Here is a 17,797-nt window from a genome sequence, read left to right on the forward strand (position 1 = left end):
TTATTCCTCTGCAAGCCGTTCGATAGTGATCTGGATATCTTCCGCGTCAGGAGAACGCAGGCCGACAGCAAGAGATTCGAGAATATTGCGCGCTTCGTCCTCGAAGCCGAACGGCGCGTTAACGACCAGCAGACCACAACCGTTCAGACGTGACGGATCGACCGGCGGACGCAGCAGAAACTCGCAGGCGAGCATATCCCGGATGCCTGCATCCTGAAGCGCCGTATAGAAGGCCCGCACGGGTGTGCGGTGCTTGATCGGGTACCAGACGGCGACGATCCCGGCGCGGAAACGATTGCGGATCAGGGCAACTGCCTCTGCACAGCGCGCGAAATCGTCTGGTTTTTCAAACGGCGGGTCAATAAGAACGAGACCGCGCTTGAAGTCCTTGGGTGGCAGGAGCGCACGCAGGGCCTCGTAACCGTCACGATGATGAACGGCGGCCTGCGGGTCGGCATGAAAAAGGCGTCGAAGGGGTCGCACGTCTTCAGGGTGCAGTTCGCAGGCGATAAGCTGATCTTGCGGGCGCAGTTCGGCGCGGGCGAAAGCGGGGGAGCCGGGGTAGCGGTGTCGGTCCTGCACATTGGGGCGGACGGCGTCGAGATATTCCGCAAGTGGTGCTGCGGCCGGACTGTTCAGAAGCTGGCCGATGCCTGCACGCCATTCGCCGGTTTTTTCAGCTTCTTCGGACGTGAGATCATACCGGCCGCATCCTGCATGGGTATCGAGGACAAGGAAGCCCGCGGGTTTGCGCTTGAGCGCCCTGATGAGCGCCAAAAGCAGAGCATGCTTCATGCAGTCGGCGAAGTTTCCGGCGTGGTAGATGTGACGGTAGTTCAAGAGAATTGTTCCGGGATGGCGGGAGTGCGTTCAGAGAGCGGCCAGCGGGGGCGGGCGGCGGTGTCGATATCGTTAGGCGTCTCGCCTGCATGAAGACGCTCAAGCGCAGCCCATGCGACCATCACTGCATTGTCCGTACACAGCCGCAGGGGCGGGGCGAAGAAAGGGATGCCGTGACTGGAGGCGACCTGTTCGAGCGCATGACGCAGGGTTTTGTTGGCCGCGACGCCACCCGCTACGACGAGGGCCGTGGCATTCGGGCTGAGGGCGAGGGCATGCTCGGCACGGTCGGCCATCACATCCGCCACCGCGCGCTGGAAGGAGGCGGCGACGTCTGCGGCGAACTGGCGCGGCAGGGCATCGCGCGTTCCGGTCGGGTCCTGCGTGTCGATCAGGCGATTGACAGCGGTTTTCAGGCCCGAAAAGGAGAAATCGCAGCCTTCGCGGCCCTTGAGCGGACGGGGAAGTGCATAGGCATCGTCCCGGCCTTCGGTGGCAAGTTTTTCCAGTGCAGGACCGCCGGGCCAGCCAAGACCAAGCATTTTGGCAACCTTGTCGAAGGCTTCACCGGCGGCATCGTCGATCGTACCGCCTAGGCGGACATAGTGGCCCGTCTGTTCGACCGACACGCACTGGCAGTGGCCGCCCGAGACAAGCATCGTCAGGTAGGGAAAGTGAAGCGCCGCTCCAAGGCTGGGGAGCCGGGGCGTGAGGATATGGGCTTCGATATGGTTCACGGCCATGAAAGGCCGCTTCAACGCCATGGCCAGTCCCTTGGCGTAGGAACTGCCAACAATCAGGCCACCAATCAGACCCGGACCGGTCGTGCCGGCGAAAATATCGATGTCGGCGAGCGTCAGAGACGCTTTTTTCAGGACTTCCGCCACCAGAGCGGGCAGGGCGTCCAGATGCGCGCGGGCTGCAATTTCCGGGACCACACCGCCGAGAATGGCGTGATCGGTCTGGGACAGCACGCATTCGGCCAGAATGGTGCCGTCATAAGCGAGGATGGCGCAGGCCGTATCATCGCAGGACGTCTCGATTGCGAGAAGGCGGCCTACGGATGTGGAAGAATGGATGGAGGGGGCTGACATGCCCTTATTATGGCCGAGTCTGTCATATCATGACAGTCCTGTGTGAATGGGCTAAAGCTGCCGTTCATGAATGCTCCCGTCCTGCCTTCCGATGCGCTCCAGCGAGTTGCAGCGGAAGCCGTCCGCCGTTCCCATGCCGCTGAGCCGCCGACTGGCCGCAAGCTCCCTCTTCGTGTCGGGTCGCGGGCGTCGCCGCTGGCGCTGGTCCAGACGCGCAATTTCCTGACGCGCCTGACACGGTTCTGCCCGGTCCTGCGCGATATGGGTGCGTTTCAGGAATACCAGATCAGCACAGAAGGCGACCGCAATCAGGTCCAGCGGCTGGCTGAAATTGGCGGTAAAGGTCTGTTTGCCAAGGAAATCCACGAAGCACTGGCAGCCGGACGGATTGATTTCGCCGTGCACAGCCTCAAGGATCTGGAAACCAATCTGCCGCCGGGCCTCGTGCTGGCCTGCACACTCAAGCGTGAGGACGCGCGCGATGCGCTGATCCTGCGGGACCGGACCGTAAAGATCGATCCGGAACGTCCGTATGACTGTCTGCCCGAAGGCGCGTTGATCGGATGTGCGTCCGTGCGGCGTCAGGCACAGATGCTGCATGTCCGTCCGGATCTGCGGTTTGGCCTGTTGCGCGGCAACGTGCAGACGCGACTGGACAAGTTGCGGGCCGGAGCGTGCGATGCGACGCTTCTGGCACTGGCAGGTCTGCGTCGTCTGGGCATGGAAGACCGTGTAGATGTGGTGTTCGAGCCGCATCAGATGCTGCCGGCCTCGGGTCAGGGGATCGTTGGCGTGACGGTTCGTGAGAGCGATCTGGAACTGCGTGAACTACTATCTGCAATCGAAGACCCGGAGGCCCGGGCGGTTTCGACAGCCGAACGCGCACTTCTGGCGGAGCTTGATGGCTCCTGCCGGACGCCGATCGGAGGCTATGCCCGGATCGAGAAGGGCGTGCTGAAGCTGACGGGCATGATTGCAAGCGAGGACGGGACGTTCCTGTTGCAGCGTCACATCGAAGGCGCACCGCTTGAAGCCGCCCGGATGGGGACGGAGCTCGCGGACGAACTGCGCCGCGATACACCGTCCAACATTTTTGAAGACATGAGGCGTCCCTGACGCTTCTATCGGACCGCGTGGTTCTGGTGACCCGGCCGGAGCCCGGACTGTCCGCTACCATGGCGGAAGTCAGGGCGCTGGGCTGGCAGGCGATGGCATGCCCGATGCTGGACATCACGCCACTGGCGCCGGTAGCTCCTGAAAACTTCCGAGCCGCTCTGGTGACAAGCGCGAATGCGCTGCCTGCGCTGCGGGACTGGCCGAGGGATCGGCTGCTCGTTGCCGTGGGTGCCCAGACGGCGACGCGGGCGCGTCAGGCCGGATTCAGCCACGTTGAAGCGGCAGACGGAGATGCCCGGGCTTTGGCCCTATTCTGCCGGACGCGGGGCATTACGGGCGCGCATGTGCTTCTGGCCAGCGGCGAAGGCTACGGTTTGGATCTGGCAAGGGATCTGGATGTGCAGCGGGCGGAGGTTTATTCGGCCTGCAAGCGTGTGACCTTGCCGAATGAAGCGGCTGCGGCCCTGCGGGAGCAGCGAGTCGAAGCTGTTCTGCTGTATTCCGGGAAAACGGCGGAAGCGTTTCAGGAAGCGCTTGGAGCCGAAGACGTAACGGCGCTGTCTGCCGTACGGGCGCTCTGTTTGTCAGAGGCCATAGCCGCGCGCCTGAACCCTAAGGAATGGCGCGCGGTGACGTGGCCCGATCCGCTAAAGCAGCTCGGACCAGTAATCTGATCAGGCTTCGCCGGCGGGTTCCGGGAACTGCTGGGCGCGCTTGGCCTGCCACAGGGCCACGAAGTCGATCGGCTGAAGCACGACGGGCGGGAAACCACCGTCACGCGTGACATCGCTGACGATGGCGCGGACATACGGGAAGATCAGGCGCGGCACTTCAACCAGCAGGATCGGCTCGACCAGTTCCTGCGGCGGGTTGGTCAGCGTCACGACGGCAGCATAGGTCAGTTCGGCGATGAACACCGTACGACCGGCCTGTCCGCCTTCCTGTGCGGGCGGTTCAGCGGCTTCGGCGCGGACGGCCAGAGCGACTTCATAGACGGCCTGGTCTTCTTCCAGACGGTTGGCCTGAACGTCGATGTTGACGGAAATCTGCGGGGCAGAGCGCAGCGTTGCGAAAATGGACGCGCCAGCCGGAACTTCGAAGGAGAGGTCCTTCGTGTATTGCAGGTTGATGGCGAGCGGCATTGCCGGCACGTTTTCCTGACCCATCACGGTGTTGTCGGCAGTGTTCTCTGACATGCGGTCTCCGGTTCCGCAGGGGCGAACCCCATGGCGGACATCGATTGAAACGATTGCGATCCCTCGGCGGTAGCATGATGTCTGCTGCGCGCCAAGACACGGTTCTGGCCGACAGATGGTTGAGATCAGAGAGATTGCACCCTATCTGTAGGGCAACAGATCTTTAACCGGGCGCTGCAAAGTCCGGACAGTGAGAAACAGAGCTTCATGTCTTCTGACGACATTCACCTTCCCGCGGGCCTCATGGCACATGCGGGCCATTCTTTCCCCTGGGACCTCGTGGTCCTGTTCGTGCTCGCCGTAGTGCTGGGTGTGAGGTTGTACCGTGTGCTCGGCCGTCGCGTCGGGATGCAGGGTGTGCGCCAGGAACGTCCGGGCGGTGGCCGGTTCGGCTTCGGACCGCAGAAGGGCTCTGCTCCTGATGCCGCACGCCCCGGTACGCCACCGCCGCTGCCGGGACAGGCTTCGGGCAAGGGCGATAATGGTGCGTTCGCTGTTACCGTGCCGGATGTGGAGTATGAAATTCCCGCACCCGTGACCCGTGTCGGTGGCGTTCTGGCTGAAATTGGAACGACTTTCCCCGGGTTTTCGCCTTCAGGCTTCCTGAAAGATGCCGAGGACACATTCCGGCAGGTTGTTCCGGCTTTCGCTGTCGGAGATCGTGCTGCGCTGGAAAAACTGCTGACGCCTGCTGCTCTGGAGAGCTTTTCGGCTGCGATCGACGTGCGGACGCAGGCTGGTGAAACGCAGCGGAGCGATCTTCGCGGCGTTGAGAGCCTCTCCATTCTGGACGCGATGCTGGTGTCTGCGGACGACGGGCAGCGCACAGGCCGAATCGAGGTGCGGATCGTGTCGCGACAGGTGAATATCCTGACCGATTGTCAGGGTGAGCCAGTGCTCGGGACCGAAGCCGTTACCGAATTCCATGATCTGTGGCTGTTCGAGCGTGTGGCTGGACAATCCGATGTACAATGGCGCCTTGCGGCGTCCTGCCCGGCCTGATCGTTTTTCGAGATTTTTTTGTTCGAGTTTTCTGTCTGTCCGATGAAAAAACTGCTGACTCTGATGACGCTCGGCGTGCTGTGCGGCTGTACGCCGCAGGAGGCGCCGTCGTCGCTTTCGCTTTCTCCCGTAGGATATGATTCGCTGGCCGGATGGGGGCAGGAGGATTTTGCATCGCTGATGCCGCTGCTTCGGGAGGAGTGCCATCGGTTGACGCAGTTGCCGCCTGAAACGCTTCTCGGCGGAAGCGACGCCATCAGTTACGGGCGCCATGCTGCCGATTGGAGCAATGCCTGCACGGCGCTGGCGACGGCAACGGACGCAAGAACATATCTGGAAACATGGTTCCAGCCTTACGAGACTGGCACTGAGGCGTTCTATACCGGTTACTTCGAGCCACAGATTCCTGCGTCCCTGACACGCGGCGGTGAGTATCAGACGCCGGTCTATGGCCGTCCGCATGATCTTGTCCGGGCGAAGGCGACCAATGGCCAGATGGTGAGCGGTCGATGGGTGAACGGACAGTTCGCGCCTTATTACGATCGGGCCGCGATTGATGGCGGTGCGCTGGAAGGGCAGGGGCTCGAAATTGCCTGGCTGAAAAACCCGATCGATCTGTCATTTTTACAGATCCAAGGCTCGGGGCGACTGATCCTTCCCGATGGCGGCCAGGTGCGTGTGAGCTATGACGGGCGCAACGGGCAGGCCTATGTGCCGCTGGGGCGTGTGCTTGTGCAGCAGGGCGAACTGCCTGCGGATGGTGTCAGCATGGACAGCATCCGGAACTGGCTGGAGACGCATCCGGACCAGATGATGTCTGTGCTGGAGCGTAATCCGAACTATGTCTTTTTCCGTCGTGACGACGGCAATCTGGCGCAGGGACCAAGGGGGGCGTTCGGGATGCCGCTGACGGCCGGGCGTTCCGTAGCGGTTGACCGGTCTCTGGTACCGTTTGCGATGCCGCTCTGGGTTGAGACGAAGCTGCCCTATGGTGCGGGGCAGCTCGTCACATGGGATCATCTGGTGTTCGCGCAGGATATCGGGACCGATATCAAGGGCGCTGGCCGGGCTGATCTGTTCACCGGTTGGGGCGCGAGTGCGCAGTCCATCGCCGGTAACCTTCATGCGCATGGCTGGATGGTGCTGTTCCTGCCGCGACCGCCTGCAGAACCTGCCGCGCAATGATCCGCAGTCGCCGGGAAAAACTCGGTGTTCATACGCTGATCCGGGGAGACTGCACGACGGTTCTCAAGCGGATGCCAGCGCAGAGCGTGGATGTGGTGGTGACATCGCCGCCCTATAATCTGGGTGTGTCCTACCGGACATATCAGGACCGCCTGCCCGAAAACGCGTATCTGGACTGGCTGGAAGAAGTCTGCACCAGTCTGTGTCGTGTGATGAAAGATGACGGATCGTTTTTCCTGAATATTGCGGGGTCGTCGTCCCAGCCCTGGTTGCCGTTCGAGTTGATGACACGGTTGCGCAAGCTGTTCGTGCTTCAGAATCACATCACCTGGATCAAGTCGATTTCGGTCGGCGAGATTACGTACGGGCATTTTAAGCCGCTGAATTCTGCGCGCTTCGTTAACCGCAACCATGAGCATGTGTTCCATCTGACCAAGACGGGGACCGTGCCGGTTCAGAGACTTGATGCGGGTGTGCCGTTTACGGACAAGAGCAATATCGTGCGCCGTCAGCACATCACGGACCGGCGGTGCCGGGGTGATACGTGGTTTATTCCCTACGAGACGGTGCGCAGCCGCAAGGAGAAGTTCAGTCATCCGGGGACATTCCCGGTGGCGCTTCCCGAAGCGTGTATCCGGCTGCACGGACTGCGACCGGGCGGCGTGCTGCTCGATCCGTTCATGGGGTCCGGGACGACGCTGGTTGCGGCGGAGCGGATGGGGTGCGTGGGGATCGGAATTGATACCGACACGTCCTATGTGAACGTGGCGCGCAAGAGGGTGCGGGCTGCGATCGATCATGAGGACGAAGATTAATCGACGACACCTGTTTTTCTGACAGGTTCAATCACTTTGACTTTGCGTGTCACTTTTCGACATTATCACGGCACCGTGATCATGAGGAGAAAAGTGGTGCGTTCCAGCACGATTACAAAGGGAATTGCCGGTCTGGTAGCGCTGGGCGTTGTCGCCTGGGGCGGGACTGTCACATATCTCGAGCATTTCGATCATGCTGGAGCACCGCAGCTTCCTGCCAGCAGCCCGACGCGTCAGGACCCGACGGCCATGGCGGCATTTGCGGCCCTGCGCGAAGTGCGCTGCGATTACTGCCATACGCAGAATGCGAACCTGCCGTTCTATTTCAGCTTGCCGCTGGCCAACCAGATCATGAAGCGCGATCTGGTGCAGGGACAGCGTCATTTCGAATATGCGCCTGTTCTGGCCGCGTTGCAGCAGGGCAAGCCGCCTTCGGTCGAGCAGCTTTCGCGCATCGAGGAAGTCATCACCCAGAACCGTATGCCGCCTGCGGCTTATCTGCTGATGCATCCGCATGCCCATCTGAACGAGAAGCAGCGCGTGGACATCCTGAACTGGGTGCGTGAACAGCGCGAGCGTTATTATGCGACGCGGGGCGTGGCAGCGCAGTTCCGTGGCGAGCCGATCCAGCCAATTCCCGAGAATGTGGGCGTGGACTGGAAGAAGGCTGAGCTTGGTCGGGCGCTGTTCTTCGACAAGGGCCTGTCGGGTGACGGAACGCTCAACTGCGCAAGCTGTCATGGTCTGGACAAGGGCGGCGTGGACAACCTGACGACCGCGACGGGTATTGGGGGCCAGAAGGGGCCGATCAATGTGCCCAGCGTCTATAATTCCGTGTTCAGCATGTCCCAGTTCTGGAACGGGCGTGCGAAGGATCTGGCGGAGCAGGCAGCAGGGCCGGTCATGAACCCGATCGAAATGGGATCGCATGACTGGGCGACGGTGGCCGAGCATGTTCGGAGCACACCGGGCTATGCCGGGCAGTTTGAGGCAGCTTTCGGTTCCGATCAGATCGACAAGGACACGATCACGGGCGCGATTGCGGAATATGAAAAGACGTTGATCACGCCGGATAGCCGTTTCGATCTGTATCTGAAGGGCGATGCGAAGGCGATTACGGCGCAGGAAAAGCGCGGCTATGAGCGCTTCAAGGAAATCGGTTGTTCGGGTTGCCATAGCGGTATTGCTGTTGGTGGCGACGCTTACGAGATTCTGGGACTGGAAGGTCCGTATTTCGAGAACCGCCACACGAAGCTGACGGCTGCGGATGAGGGGCGTCTGTCTGTGACGCATACGGAAGGCGATCGGGCGCGGTTCAAGGTTCCAAACCTGCGTAATGTCGAGCTGACGGGGCCGTGGCTGCATGATGGTTCGGCCACCACGCTGGAGCAGGTCGTGCGGGAAATGGCGCGTTACGAGACGCCGGATCGGGATATTGCCGATCAGGATGTCACGGATATCGTGGCGTTCCTCAAGACGCTGACGGGCAAGTACGAAGGTATTCCGTTGAAGGATGTGCCAGCCGATCAGCCTTTACAGGCTCCGGCAGCTGCCCCCGCTTCGAACTGAAGTCTGCGGAAAATGCAGGAATGAACAACGGCCCCGGATCATCCGGGGCCGTTTTTTTGTGGGCTGTGTCTGTAAGGGCTTATTGCGGAACGGGGTTGCACTGCGGCGGAACGGGCTGACCGGTCATGACTTCGTTGGTGAAGATTGCGGAGTCCGCCAGAGAGTCGTTGACCGTCTCACTGTGATTCAGACCCTTGTAGAGATGCGCCTGAACAAGCGATCCGGCGGCGCAGGCGGCTTTAACCAGCCCGAGCTGAAGCGCAGGCGGGACGTCACGGTCTTCTGTGCCCGTCCCGGTGAAAAGGGGCTGCGCCAGCTTGAGGGTTGGGAATTCCATACCCTTTAGTGCCGGGCTGATGGCCTTGAGGAAGGTCGGCTGGAGCATGTTGTGCAATGTCAGGCCAGCAGCTTGTGTCTGCTGAGACAGAGATGTCAGGCATTCATGCGCGGCTTTGCGGTAGAGAGGCAGCGCTTTGGGGGTGAAGGCTTCTTCGGGGCGGAAATGCGGGCCGTGTCCTGCCAGTCCGGTGGCAAGGTAGAGAACGTAATCGACGAGCGGGCTGTAGCCTGCGTCGGGCTGAGCGGCATTCTTGAGCAGCTCCCCGAGAAGTTCGGGCGTGACGTAAGGGGCACCGGTGGCCACGGTGCCGCGGATGTCCAGTTCGGGGGCGTAGGTGGGGGCATAAGCTGCCGTGGCGACGGCAGCACCTCCGCCCTGAGACTGGCCGACGATCATGATTTTGTTTTGCAGGTCCGGCACGTTGGCCAGTGCGGCACGGATGCTGTCGAGGACGCTATAGGCTTCGACGCGGGTGTCCAGATAGGCGTGCGTGCCGGGTCCGCCGAGGCCCTGATAGTCCGTTGCGACCACGGCGAAACCGCGCTTCATCCATGTCGAAAGATAGGTGCTGTTGCGATCGTTATAGGGGTTGAGGGAGGGCGCGCAGCTATCGTCAACGCCAACAGTACCATGCGCCCAGGCGACGATCGGCCAGCCGCCTTTTGGTGCGGGGTCGGGGGGAAGGATGATTTCCGCCGTGACGGGAACGAGACCCTTCCCGGTAAGACCGTTCGTTGAAAGATAGGTGATGCGCAAAGCGCGCCCGGCGTCCGGAAGGCTGAGTGCTGCGGCCAAGGGTGCCAAGGCTGTGATGGTTCCGGGTTTCTGGACGCCGGAGGAGGGGGCGGCATGGGCCGCGCTGGCGAGCCCGCTGAAACAAAGGGCGGTGCTTGCGAGTAGAGGGGCGAATTTGCGCAGGAAAGGCAGGGGCATAGAAGATCCTAGGTCGGTCTTGGGCCGGTCTGGCGATGCAAGCGAGACTGACGGCATGGCCCTCAACGTCAAGTGAATTTAAAATGGCTTTGACGATCAATCGTCCTGCGCCAGCCGACGGTCGGCGGCCTTATCGATCCGGGCGTGCTCTTCCGTCGTGAGCAGACCGCGTTCGTATTCCTGTGTGGCGCGGGCCTTGGCGTTGCTGGCACGGGCGCGGGTGTCGATCGGGTAGGCGCGCTTTTCAGGCAGGGCGAAGGCGCTGTCGGGAAGGTTATCGCGCTCTTCCTGTGTCAGATGGCTCATGGTCCTGTTCTTTCGGAAAATGTAACCTGAGATGTAAACGCATCCGTAGGCGGAAAGTCCCGAAAGAACATTGTTCAATGGTACCGGAAGCCGTTACATGCTCGGGGCCTGAATTTCCGGATGGACAAGGGCGGCCGGACAGGAAGTGAGGGCAGTGTGGCGAAGCGGGATCTGAGGGAGGAGGAAGCGACGCTGTGGCGGATGGTTGTCCGCGATATCAAGCCGTTACGGTCTCCGCGCTCCCCGCGTCGTATGGTGCCTGTGCCCAAGGTCAAACCTTCTGCCCCCATACCAGAGGTAGCGCGCTCCATACCCGTCGTGACGGGACGCTCTTTCCTGCCTGTGCAGTCTGAGCAGCCGAAACCGCGTCCTGCGGAGCTTTCAGTGGGTGTCCGGGCGCCGGGGCTGGATGATACTAGCTGGAAACGTCTGTCACGCGGGCAGATGAAGGTGGATGCGCGGCTCGATCTGCATGGTTATGTCGTGCAGGAGGCGTTTGAGCGGCTGTATGATTTCATGCAGCGCGCGCGGGTGCGGAACTGGCGCTGTGTGGAGGTTGTGACGGGGCTTGGAAGCGGGCAGACCAGCGGGCTCATTCGTCGCGAGCTTCCGATGTGGCTCCAGCGGGGGGATCTGCGCTCAATGGTTCTGGCTGTCGTGCATCCTCATGCGGCCAATCACGGATCAGTCCGTATTCTGCTGAAAACACGTCGGCGCTGAATTTGTCAGATGTGGCGGGTTTCCTGCCCTTCGCGCCAGCGCGGCGTATTGACGGCGAGCCAGCGACGCAGTGCCAGTGTGGCCCCCAGATCGGGAACGGCTCGTGAGAGGAACGGAGCAGCGTTCTCACCCGTGACCAGTTTGAAATGATGTGTTTCGGCCCAGCGCCTGACACCGGCATCCGCAGTGGCAGCCGTGCAGGCGCGGTTCCACTGTGTGACGATTTCAGGCGGCGTCAGCATGGGGAGTGCGATGGCCATGGCGGTGTCTGCCGCAGCGGAAACAGCCTGCCAGGCATGATAGAACGGGCCTTCAGGAGCGCGGTGCCGCGCCTGCTGATAGGCTTCCATGAAAATGGGGATGGTCGTCGAATGCGTGTCCGTCAGATCGCCGGTGTAGTAAATTGCACTCGTGTCTTCCGGTAGGTTGGCGAGGACATCATCAAGCGGTCGGTCGAGCGTATAGGGAGAAATCTGCACTGCATCGACGGTGCCTTCGTGCAGGGCGGTCAGGGCATTGGATGAATCCACATAACCGGGAACGGGAATGGGGCGCAGGCCGAGAAGTGAGAGGCCCATCAGGGCATTCAGTTCGGGGCCGCCAATGCGGGAGACGGCAAGGCGGACGGGATGATCGTGGAAAAAACCCGTCAGACGACTGCGCAGGGTTTTATGTAATTCGGTCCGGGCAATGACGACAGTTGTGGTGGAAGCCACCAGGACGGGAGTCCAGCGTCCGAAATCGTAATGGACGCGGGAATCGCCTGTCAGGGACGCCAGAAGTGTGGCGCCCGGAAAGGCCAGCGCTGTGTTGCCGTCGGGGGCGCTGTTGGCATCGAACAGGTTTGCGGCGCGAACACCGTCCTGTCCGATATCGGGTGTCAGTGCGAGAGGTGTCGCCAGATCCAGCGCATGGGAAATGGCACCACTTGCCAGTTCCGCGAACTGGCCTGGAATGGAGGCGAGCGTACCGCCCAGAAGGAGTTGAACATCCGTCAGGCTCCCGGCACGGGCCGGGGTGTTCAGGAAGGGAGCGGTTCCGCCAAGGGCCGCTAGCCCCTTCAGGGCTGCACGTCGGGTCAGTCTCACGGCCAGCGGACTTCCGGCGGCATGCTCATGAGGATGGCTTCGGTGTTGCCGCCTGTCTTGAGACCGAACAACGTGCCGCGGTCGTGAAGAAGATTGAACTCCACATAACGGCCGCGACGGATGAGTTGGGCGTCACGATCGGCTTCGGTCCAGGGGGTGAACATCCGGCGACGCACAACGGCGGGGTAGGCGTCATGGAAGGCCATGCCGACATCCTTCGTAAAGGCGAAGTCCAGATCTGCGTTTCCTGTAGAGAACTGGTCGTAGAAAATGCCGCCCAGGCCGCGTGGCTCGTTGCGGTGGGAGAGATGGAAGTAGCGGTCGCACCATTCCTTGAAGCGGGGATAATGCTCAGGATCGTGGCGGTTGCAGGCATCTTCGAACGATTTGTGGAAATAGTCCGCGTCCGACCGGGCTTCTGCGCTGTCAGGGAACATGGGCGTAATGTCGCCGCCGCCTCCGAACCAGCCCTTTGTCGTGATGATCATGCGCGTGTTGAAATGCGCGGCGCTGACATGCGGGTTGCACGGATGCGCGACGAGAGAGACGCCGGTGGCGAAGAAACGCGGGTCTTCTTCGGCGCCCTGAATGTTTTTGCGGAATTCAGGGGAGAACTCGCCCCAGACGGTCGAGACATTGACGCCGACTTTTTCGAACACGCGGCCGCGCATGACGGACATCACACCGGCACCGCCTTCCGGGCGGCTCCAGGCCGTGCGTTCGAAACGGCCGGGGGCGGTACGGTCACGCAGGACCTGCGAACCACCCTCCGCGGCTTCGTCTTCGAGTTTTTCGTAGGACGCGCAGATGCGGTCACGGAGGGTTTCGAACCAGGCTTTGGCGTCCTGCTTGAGGGCGTCGTGAGGCACGTCTGGACGAACGGTTTCGGCGAAACCGGGGCTGATCTGGTCCATTTTTTCTTCCCCCGTCTATACAGGACAAAACTTCGTTACGCGCAGTGTCCTAGCAAATCGTGCCGTCGTCGAACAGTTGGCTGATGCATGACTGACGCTCATTGGTGGCGAGCATCCGTGGCGGGACGATGGCGCAAAGACGTTTTCATTTCGTAAAAACGCCGGGTTTTTGTGAAAATATTTTGCTGAACGCGGGAAAGGGGCATGTACGGCGTGCGAGGCTTGCGCGCTGTGCGTTCTCGTGGTCCAGAACGGGCGAGCGGATCAAACAACAGTCAGGAACAGACATGTCTTCGGAACAGGAAATCCAGCCCGTCATCGGTGTGATCGGTGGTTCGGGGCTGTACGACATCGACGGACTCGAAAACAAGGAATGGCGCAAGGTTGAAACGCCTTGGGGTGAGCCGTCCGACGAATTGCTGTTCGGGACGTTCGAGGGCGTGCAGTGTGTGTTTCTACCCCGTCATGGGCGGGGGCATCCCATTCCACCGTCGCGTCTGAACTTTCGCGCCAATATCGATGCGCTCAAGCGTGCGGGTGTGACGGATATTCTGTCACTTTCGGCAGTGGGATCGCTCAAGGAAGAGCTGCCGCCGGGGCATTTCGTGCTGGTGGACCAGTTCATTGATCGCAGCTTTGCACGTGAGAAGAGCTTCTTCGACACGGGCTGTGTGGCGCATGTTGGCATGGCGGAGCCGGTTTCGGCGCGCATACTGGACGTGGTGCAGGGTGAGGCGGTCTCGCTTGGCATTCCGTTCACGCGGGGCGGGACATATCTGGTGATGGAAGGTCCGCAGTTCTCCACACGTGCCGAGAGCGAACTGTACCGTTCCTGGGGCTGTTCGGTAGTTGGTATGACGAACATGCCGGAAGCCAAGCTCGCACGCGAAGCCGAGATGAACTACGCGACCGTTGCGATGGTCACGGATTTCGACTGCTGGCATAGCGAGCATGACAGCGTGACGGTTGAGGCTGTTGTGAAGGTCATGACGGGCAATGCGGAGAATGCGCGTCGTCTTGTGAAGGCCGTCATTCCAATGCTGGGCAAGAAGCGTCCGGTCGATGCAAGTGCCGAGCGCGCGCTGGATCATGCGATCATCACGGCTCCGGCTGCACGCGATCCGAAGCTGGTGGCCAAGCTTGACGCCGTAGCGGGACGTGTTCTGAAGCAGGGCTAAAGTTCTGTGAGTGCCGCGCCTGCTTCATGCAGGCGCGGTTGAAAGCACGATCAGTCGTGATTGTGGTTCGGGTCTGCGTTCAGATCGATGCCTGCACGCGCATCATCAATTTCCACGCCGTCCAGTTCCACCGGCGGCAGATCCTTGACCGGAGTGCCTTGTGGTACGCCCTTGATGGAAATCAGGTCCGCAGCCTTTTCGAGATAGCCTTCGGGGCCGCAGGCCGGCTTGCCGTCAGCTGCCCACAGAAGGCGCGCTTCGTGACGGATCGCGGCGTCGTGTTTGGGGTCGTCTTTGAGCGGATTGGTGCTCATTTTGAAACTCCTGTCTGATCCGGTGCGGTATTCGCCGGGTTTGTCATCATTATAGACCTCTTTCACGGTTTTGCGACAGTCTGTGTCACCGTGATCAGGGGGCGAGTCAGGCGAGGTTGGTTTTCAGAAAATCGACGCTGCGGGACCAGGCGAGATCGCGGGCATCACGGTTGAAGCTTGGACGCTCGGGGCAGCCGAAACCGTGGCCGGCGTCGTCATAGACATATTCTTCGATCTCGGGACGGGCGTCGCGGATCTTCTGGATTTCAGTGTGAGGGATAGAGGCGTCCTCGCCGCCGAAATGCAGCTCGACCGGACAGTTGGGTGCGGTATCGACATGATTGCCGATGCCGGCGCCATACCAACTCACGGCAGCGTCCACATCATGGGTCTGCGTTGCCGTCAGCCAGGCGAGCAGGCCACCCCAGCAGAAGCCGATAATGCCGACTTTCTCGTGTCCGGCATCACGCAGGGCGTTCGCGCAAGCGGCAATGTCGGTGAGCGTCTTGTCGGATGGGATCTGGCTGCGGAGTTCGAGGCCCTCCGTCACACCCGCCTGTGAATAGGGCAGGACGACGTTGGATTTTGCCCTGTCAAAGACGGCCGGGGCAATGACGTGAAAACCTTCGGCCGCGAAGTCGTTGCAGACATTGCGGATATGATCGGTGAGGCCGAAAATTTCCTGCACGACGATGAGGGCGAGGGGCGACTCCGCCGAACCTGCTTCCCAGGCGCCGAAGCTGTGTCCGTCTGCAGCCGTCAGTTTGACCATCTGGCCTGATGCGGGGGTTTTCTTGTCCGATGGGCTGTGTTTCATGTCTGTCTATCCAGTTTTGTCATGCCCGAAAGGCCATGAATCATGAGCGACGTCATCAATCTCCGCCGGGAACGCAAACGCCGCAAGGGCGTTGAGGATGCCAAGGTTGCGGATGCCAATCGCCGCCTGTATGGACGGACCAAGGGCCAGAAACTGGCTGAAACCATAGAAAAACAGCGGTCGGAAAGCCTGCTCGACGGACGGAAACTTTGTTCTGGACCGTCTGGGGATGGTAGCGAGAAACCTTGACGGAAACGGGTTGGACGCCTATGTCTTTGGCACTCTCCATGTGAGAGTGCCAAATGCACTGCAGTCATTGAGTGCAGCAACCCGGTCACGCTGCTTTTTACAAGGGTGTGACCAAAAATGGAGCGATCCATGACGAAGTTTCGTCCCCTTCATGACCGCGTAGTGGTCCGTCGCCTCACGGGCGAAGAGAAGACCGCTGGCGGCATCATCATTCCTGACACCGCCAAGGACAAGCCGACCGAAGGCGAAATCGTTTCCGTCGGCCCGGGTGCCCGCAACGAGCAAGGCCAGATCGTGGCTCTGGACGTCAAGGCTGGTGACAAGGTGCTGTTCGGCAAGTGGTCCGGCACCGAGGTCAAGATCGATGGCGAAGAGCTGCTGATCATGAAAGAGAGCGACATCATGGGTGTGATCGGCTGAACAGCCGTCCCCGTTTCCTCTCGTAAAAACCTCATTCAGGAGTAAGAATTATGGCTGCCAAGGACGTAAAGTTCGGCGCTGATGCCCGCGAGCGTATGCTGCGTGGCGTTGATATCCTCGCAAATGCCGTCAAGGTAACGCTCGGCCCGAAGGGTCGGAACGTTGTTCTCGACAAGAGCTTTGGCGCACCGCGCATCACCAAGGACGGTGTGTCGGTTGCCAAGGAAATCGAACTGGCTGACAAGTTCGAGAACATGGGCGCCCAGATGGTCCGCGAAGTCGCGTCCAAGACGAACGACATCGCAGGCGACGGCACCACGACCGCAACCGTGCTGGCTCAGGCCATCATCCGTGAGGGCGCCAAGGCTGTTGCCGCTGGCATGAACCCGATGGATCTGAAGCGCGGCATCGACAAGGCTGTCGGCGTTGTTGTTGAAGAGCTGAAGAACAACACGAAGAAGATCACGTCTCCGGAAGAGATCGCCCAGGTCGGAACGATTTCCGCCAACGGCGAGAGCGAAATCGGCGAGATGATCGCTTCTGCCATGCAGAAGGTCGGTTCTGAAGGCGTCATCACGGTTGAAGAAGCCAAGGGCCTGCACACGGAACTCGACGTTGTCGAGGGTATGCAGTTCGACCGCGGCTACATCTCCCCGTACTTCGTGACGAACCCGGAGAAGATGACGGCTGATCTCGACAGCCCGTATATCCTGATCCACGAAAAGAAGCTCTCCTCGCTTCAGCCGATGCTGCCGCTTCTCGAAAGCGTTGTGCAGTCCGGCCGTCCGCTGGTGATCATTGCCGAAGACGTTGATGGCGAAGCCCTTGCCACGCTGGTCGTGAACAAGCTGCGTGGTGGTCTGAAAATCGCTGCCGTCAAGGCTCCGGGCTTCGGCGACCGTCGCAAGGCCATGCTGGAAGACATCGCTATCCTGACGGGCGGCCAGGTGATTTCCGAAGACATCGGGATCAAGCTGGAATCCGTCACGCTCGAAATGCTGGGTCGCGCCAAGAAGATCCACATCGAGAAGGAAAACACCACGATCGTCGAAGGCGCTGGCAACAGCGACGACATCAAGGGTCGTTGCAACCAGATCCGTGCGCAGATCGAGGAAACGACGTCTGACTACGATCGCGAGAAGCTCCAGGAGCGTCTGGCGAAGCTGGCTGGTGGCGTTGCCGTCATCCGCGTTGGTGGCAGCACCGAAGTGGAAGTGAAAGAGCGCAAGGATCGCGTTGATGACGCCTTGCATGCAACCCGCGCTGCCGTTGAAGAAGGCATCGTTCCGGGCGGTGGCACGGCTCTGGCCCGCGCATCCTCCGCTCTGAAGGGTCTGACCTTCGAGAACGACGACCAGCGCGTCGGTGGCGAGATCGTTCGCAAGGCGCTTCAGGCTCCGCTGCGCCAGATCGCGTTCAACGCTGGTGAAGACGGTGCGGTCATCGCAGGCAAGGTGCTTGAGAATGACGGCTATGTCTTCGGTTTCGACGCCCAGAAGGGTGAGTACAAGGACCTGGTCGCAGCCGGTATTATCGACCCGACCAAGGTTGTCCGTACGGCCCTGCAGGATGCCGCTTCGGTTGGTGGTCTGCTGATCACGACGGAAGCCATGGTTGCCGAACGTCCGGAAAAGAAGGCTCCGGCCGGTGCTCCGGGTGGTATGGGCGGCATGGGTGACATGGACTTCTAATCGAAGTCCG

General features: G+C 60.8%; 20 protein-coding genes. 11 read left to right on the top strand and 9 right to left on the bottom strand.

Translation table 11 applies throughout. The features are described 5' to 3' along the window. Complete coding sequence (locus HKD21_RS04600) at nucleotides 1-840, bottom strand: 23S rRNA (adenine(2030)-N(6))-methyltransferase RlmJ (RefSeq protein WP_194254411.1); 840 nt, start codon at nucleotides 838-840, stop codon at nucleotides 1-3. Further along, complete coding sequence (tsaD, locus tag HKD21_RS04605; protein ID WP_194254412.1) at nucleotides 837-1,934, bottom strand: tRNA (adenosine(37)-N6)-threonylcarbamoyltransferase complex transferase subunit TsaD; 1,098 nt, start codon at nucleotides 1,932-1,934, stop codon at nucleotides 837-839. The genes HKD21_RS04600 and tsaD overlap by 4 nt, the downstream gene beginning before the upstream one ends. Nucleotides 1,935-2,000: 66 nt before the next feature. Here tsaD and hemC point away from each other — a divergent pair, with 66 nt between their 5' ends. Next, nucleotides 2,001-3,050, top strand: a complete 1,050-nt coding sequence (gene hemC / locus HKD21_RS04610; protein WP_194254489.1) for a hydroxymethylbilane synthase — start codon at nucleotides 2,001-2,003, stop codon at nucleotides 3,048-3,050. 26 nt (nucleotides 3,051-3,076) lie between these two features. Next, nucleotides 3,077-3,724 carry a uroporphyrinogen-III synthase gene (locus HKD21_RS04615; protein ID WP_322782902.1) on the top strand — a complete coding sequence of 216 codons (648 nt, stop codon included), beginning with the start codon at nucleotides 3,077-3,079 and terminating at the stop codon, nucleotides 3,722-3,724. On the opposite strand, the gene secB is transcribed toward HKD21_RS04615, so the two are convergent. Next, nucleotides 3,725-4,246: a protein-export chaperone SecB gene (gene secB / locus HKD21_RS04620; RefSeq protein WP_062033330.1), complete on the bottom strand. Its 522-nt coding sequence runs from the start codon at nucleotides 4,244-4,246 to the stop codon at nucleotides 3,725-3,727. It lies immediately after the preceding gene. A gap of 207 nt (nucleotides 4,247-4,453) precedes the next feature. On the opposite strand from secB, the gene HKD21_RS04625 reads away from it, so the two are divergent. From HKD21_RS04625 to HKD21_RS04640, 4 genes are all read left to right on the top strand, one after another. Beyond that, nucleotides 4,454-5,248: a Tim44/TimA family putative adaptor protein gene (locus HKD21_RS04625; protein WP_194254413.1), complete on the top strand. Its 795-nt coding sequence runs from the start codon at nucleotides 4,454-4,456 to the stop codon at nucleotides 5,246-5,248. Between the two features lie 42 nt (nucleotides 5,249-5,290). Next, on the top strand, nucleotides 5,291-6,433 hold the full coding sequence (gene mltA, locus HKD21_RS04630) for a murein transglycosylase A (RefSeq protein WP_194254414.1): 1,143 nt from the start codon (nucleotides 5,291-5,293) through the stop codon (nucleotides 6,431-6,433). Then, complete coding sequence (locus HKD21_RS04635; RefSeq protein ID WP_194254415.1) at nucleotides 6,430-7,248, top strand: DNA-methyltransferase; 819 nt, start codon at nucleotides 6,430-6,432, stop codon at nucleotides 7,246-7,248. The genes mltA and HKD21_RS04635 overlap by 4 nt, the downstream gene beginning before the upstream one ends. An 81-nt stretch (nucleotides 7,249-7,329) precedes the next feature. Then, entirely contained in the window at nucleotides 7,330-8,817 is a 1,488-nt protein-coding gene (locus HKD21_RS04640) for a cytochrome-c peroxidase (protein WP_228120929.1), read from the top strand. 79 nt (nucleotides 8,818-8,896) lie between these two features. Here HKD21_RS04640 and HKD21_RS04645 read toward each other — a convergent pair whose 3' ends face one another. Then, entirely contained in the window at nucleotides 8,897-10,090 is a 1,194-nt protein-coding gene (locus tag HKD21_RS04645; protein ID WP_194254417.1) for a lipase family protein, read from the bottom strand. A gap of 96 nt (nucleotides 10,091-10,186) precedes the next feature. Beyond that, on the bottom strand, nucleotides 10,187-10,396 hold the full coding sequence (locus HKD21_RS04650; protein WP_194254418.1) for a hypothetical protein: 210 nt from the start codon (nucleotides 10,394-10,396) through the stop codon (nucleotides 10,187-10,189). A gap of 156 nt (nucleotides 10,397-10,552) precedes the next feature. Here HKD21_RS04650 and HKD21_RS04655 point away from each other — a divergent pair, with 156 nt between their 5' ends. After that, complete coding sequence (locus tag HKD21_RS04655; RefSeq protein ID WP_322782903.1) at nucleotides 10,553-11,116, top strand: Smr/MutS family protein; 564 nt, start codon at nucleotides 10,553-10,555, stop codon at nucleotides 11,114-11,116. Nucleotides 11,117-11,121: 5 nt separating this feature from the next. Here the strand turns inward: HKD21_RS04655 and HKD21_RS04660 are convergent, their stop codons facing one another. Both HKD21_RS04660 and hemF read right to left on the bottom strand, forming a co-directional pair. Continuing rightward, complete coding sequence (locus tag HKD21_RS04660) at nucleotides 11,122-12,204, bottom strand: type 2 periplasmic-binding domain-containing protein (protein WP_194254419.1); 1,083 nt, start codon at nucleotides 12,202-12,204, stop codon at nucleotides 11,122-11,124. After that, nucleotides 12,201-13,118, bottom strand: a complete 918-nt coding sequence (hemF, locus tag HKD21_RS04665; protein ID WP_194254420.1) for an oxygen-dependent coproporphyrinogen oxidase — start codon at nucleotides 13,116-13,118, stop codon at nucleotides 12,201-12,203. Before hemF ends, HKD21_RS04660 begins: the two co-directional genes overlap by 4 nt. A 287-nt stretch (nucleotides 13,119-13,405) precedes the next feature. On the opposite strand from hemF, the gene HKD21_RS04670 reads away from it, so the two are divergent. After that, entirely contained in the window at nucleotides 13,406-14,296 is an 891-nt protein-coding gene (locus HKD21_RS04670; RefSeq protein ID WP_194254421.1) for an S-methyl-5'-thioadenosine phosphorylase, read from the top strand. 50 nt (nucleotides 14,297-14,346) lie between these two features. Here the strand turns inward: HKD21_RS04670 and HKD21_RS04675 are convergent, their stop codons facing one another. After that, a complete protein-coding gene (locus HKD21_RS04675; protein WP_228120931.1) occupies nucleotides 14,347-14,610 on the bottom strand; it encodes a hypothetical protein in 264 nt (87 codons plus the stop codon). A gap of 106 nt (nucleotides 14,611-14,716) precedes the next feature. Then, nucleotides 14,717-15,427, bottom strand: coding sequence for a dienelactone hydrolase family protein (locus tag HKD21_RS04680; protein WP_228120935.1), 711 nt, complete (start codon nucleotides 15,425-15,427; stop codon nucleotides 14,717-14,719). Between the two features lie 42 nt (nucleotides 15,428-15,469). On the opposite strand from HKD21_RS04680, the gene HKD21_RS04685 reads away from it, so the two are divergent. The 3 genes from HKD21_RS04685 (at nucleotide 15,470) to groL (ending at nucleotide 17,787) form a co-directional block, all read left to right on the top strand. Then, the gene (locus tag HKD21_RS04685; protein ID WP_194254422.1) at nucleotides 15,470-15,676 is read left to right on the top strand and encodes a DUF4169 family protein; all 207 of its coding nucleotides are present in this window, start codon (nucleotides 15,470-15,472) and stop codon (nucleotides 15,674-15,676) included. Nucleotides 15,677-15,805: 129 nt separating this feature from the next. Next, nucleotides 15,806-16,096, top strand: a complete 291-nt coding sequence (groES, locus tag HKD21_RS04690) for a co-chaperone GroES (protein ID WP_194254423.1) — start codon at nucleotides 15,806-15,808, stop codon at nucleotides 16,094-16,096. Nucleotides 16,097-16,146: 50 nt separating this feature from the next. Next, the gene (gene groL, locus HKD21_RS04695) at nucleotides 16,147-17,787 is read left to right on the top strand and encodes a chaperonin GroEL (RefSeq protein WP_194254424.1); all 1,641 of its coding nucleotides are present in this window, start codon (nucleotides 16,147-16,149) and stop codon (nucleotides 17,785-17,787) included. Nucleotides 17,788-17,797: the final 10 nt, after the last annotated feature.

Source organism: Gluconobacter cerevisiae, from assembly GCF_015244675.1.
Lineage (GTDB): Bacteria > Pseudomonadota > Alphaproteobacteria > Acetobacterales > Acetobacteraceae > Gluconobacter > Gluconobacter cerevisiae.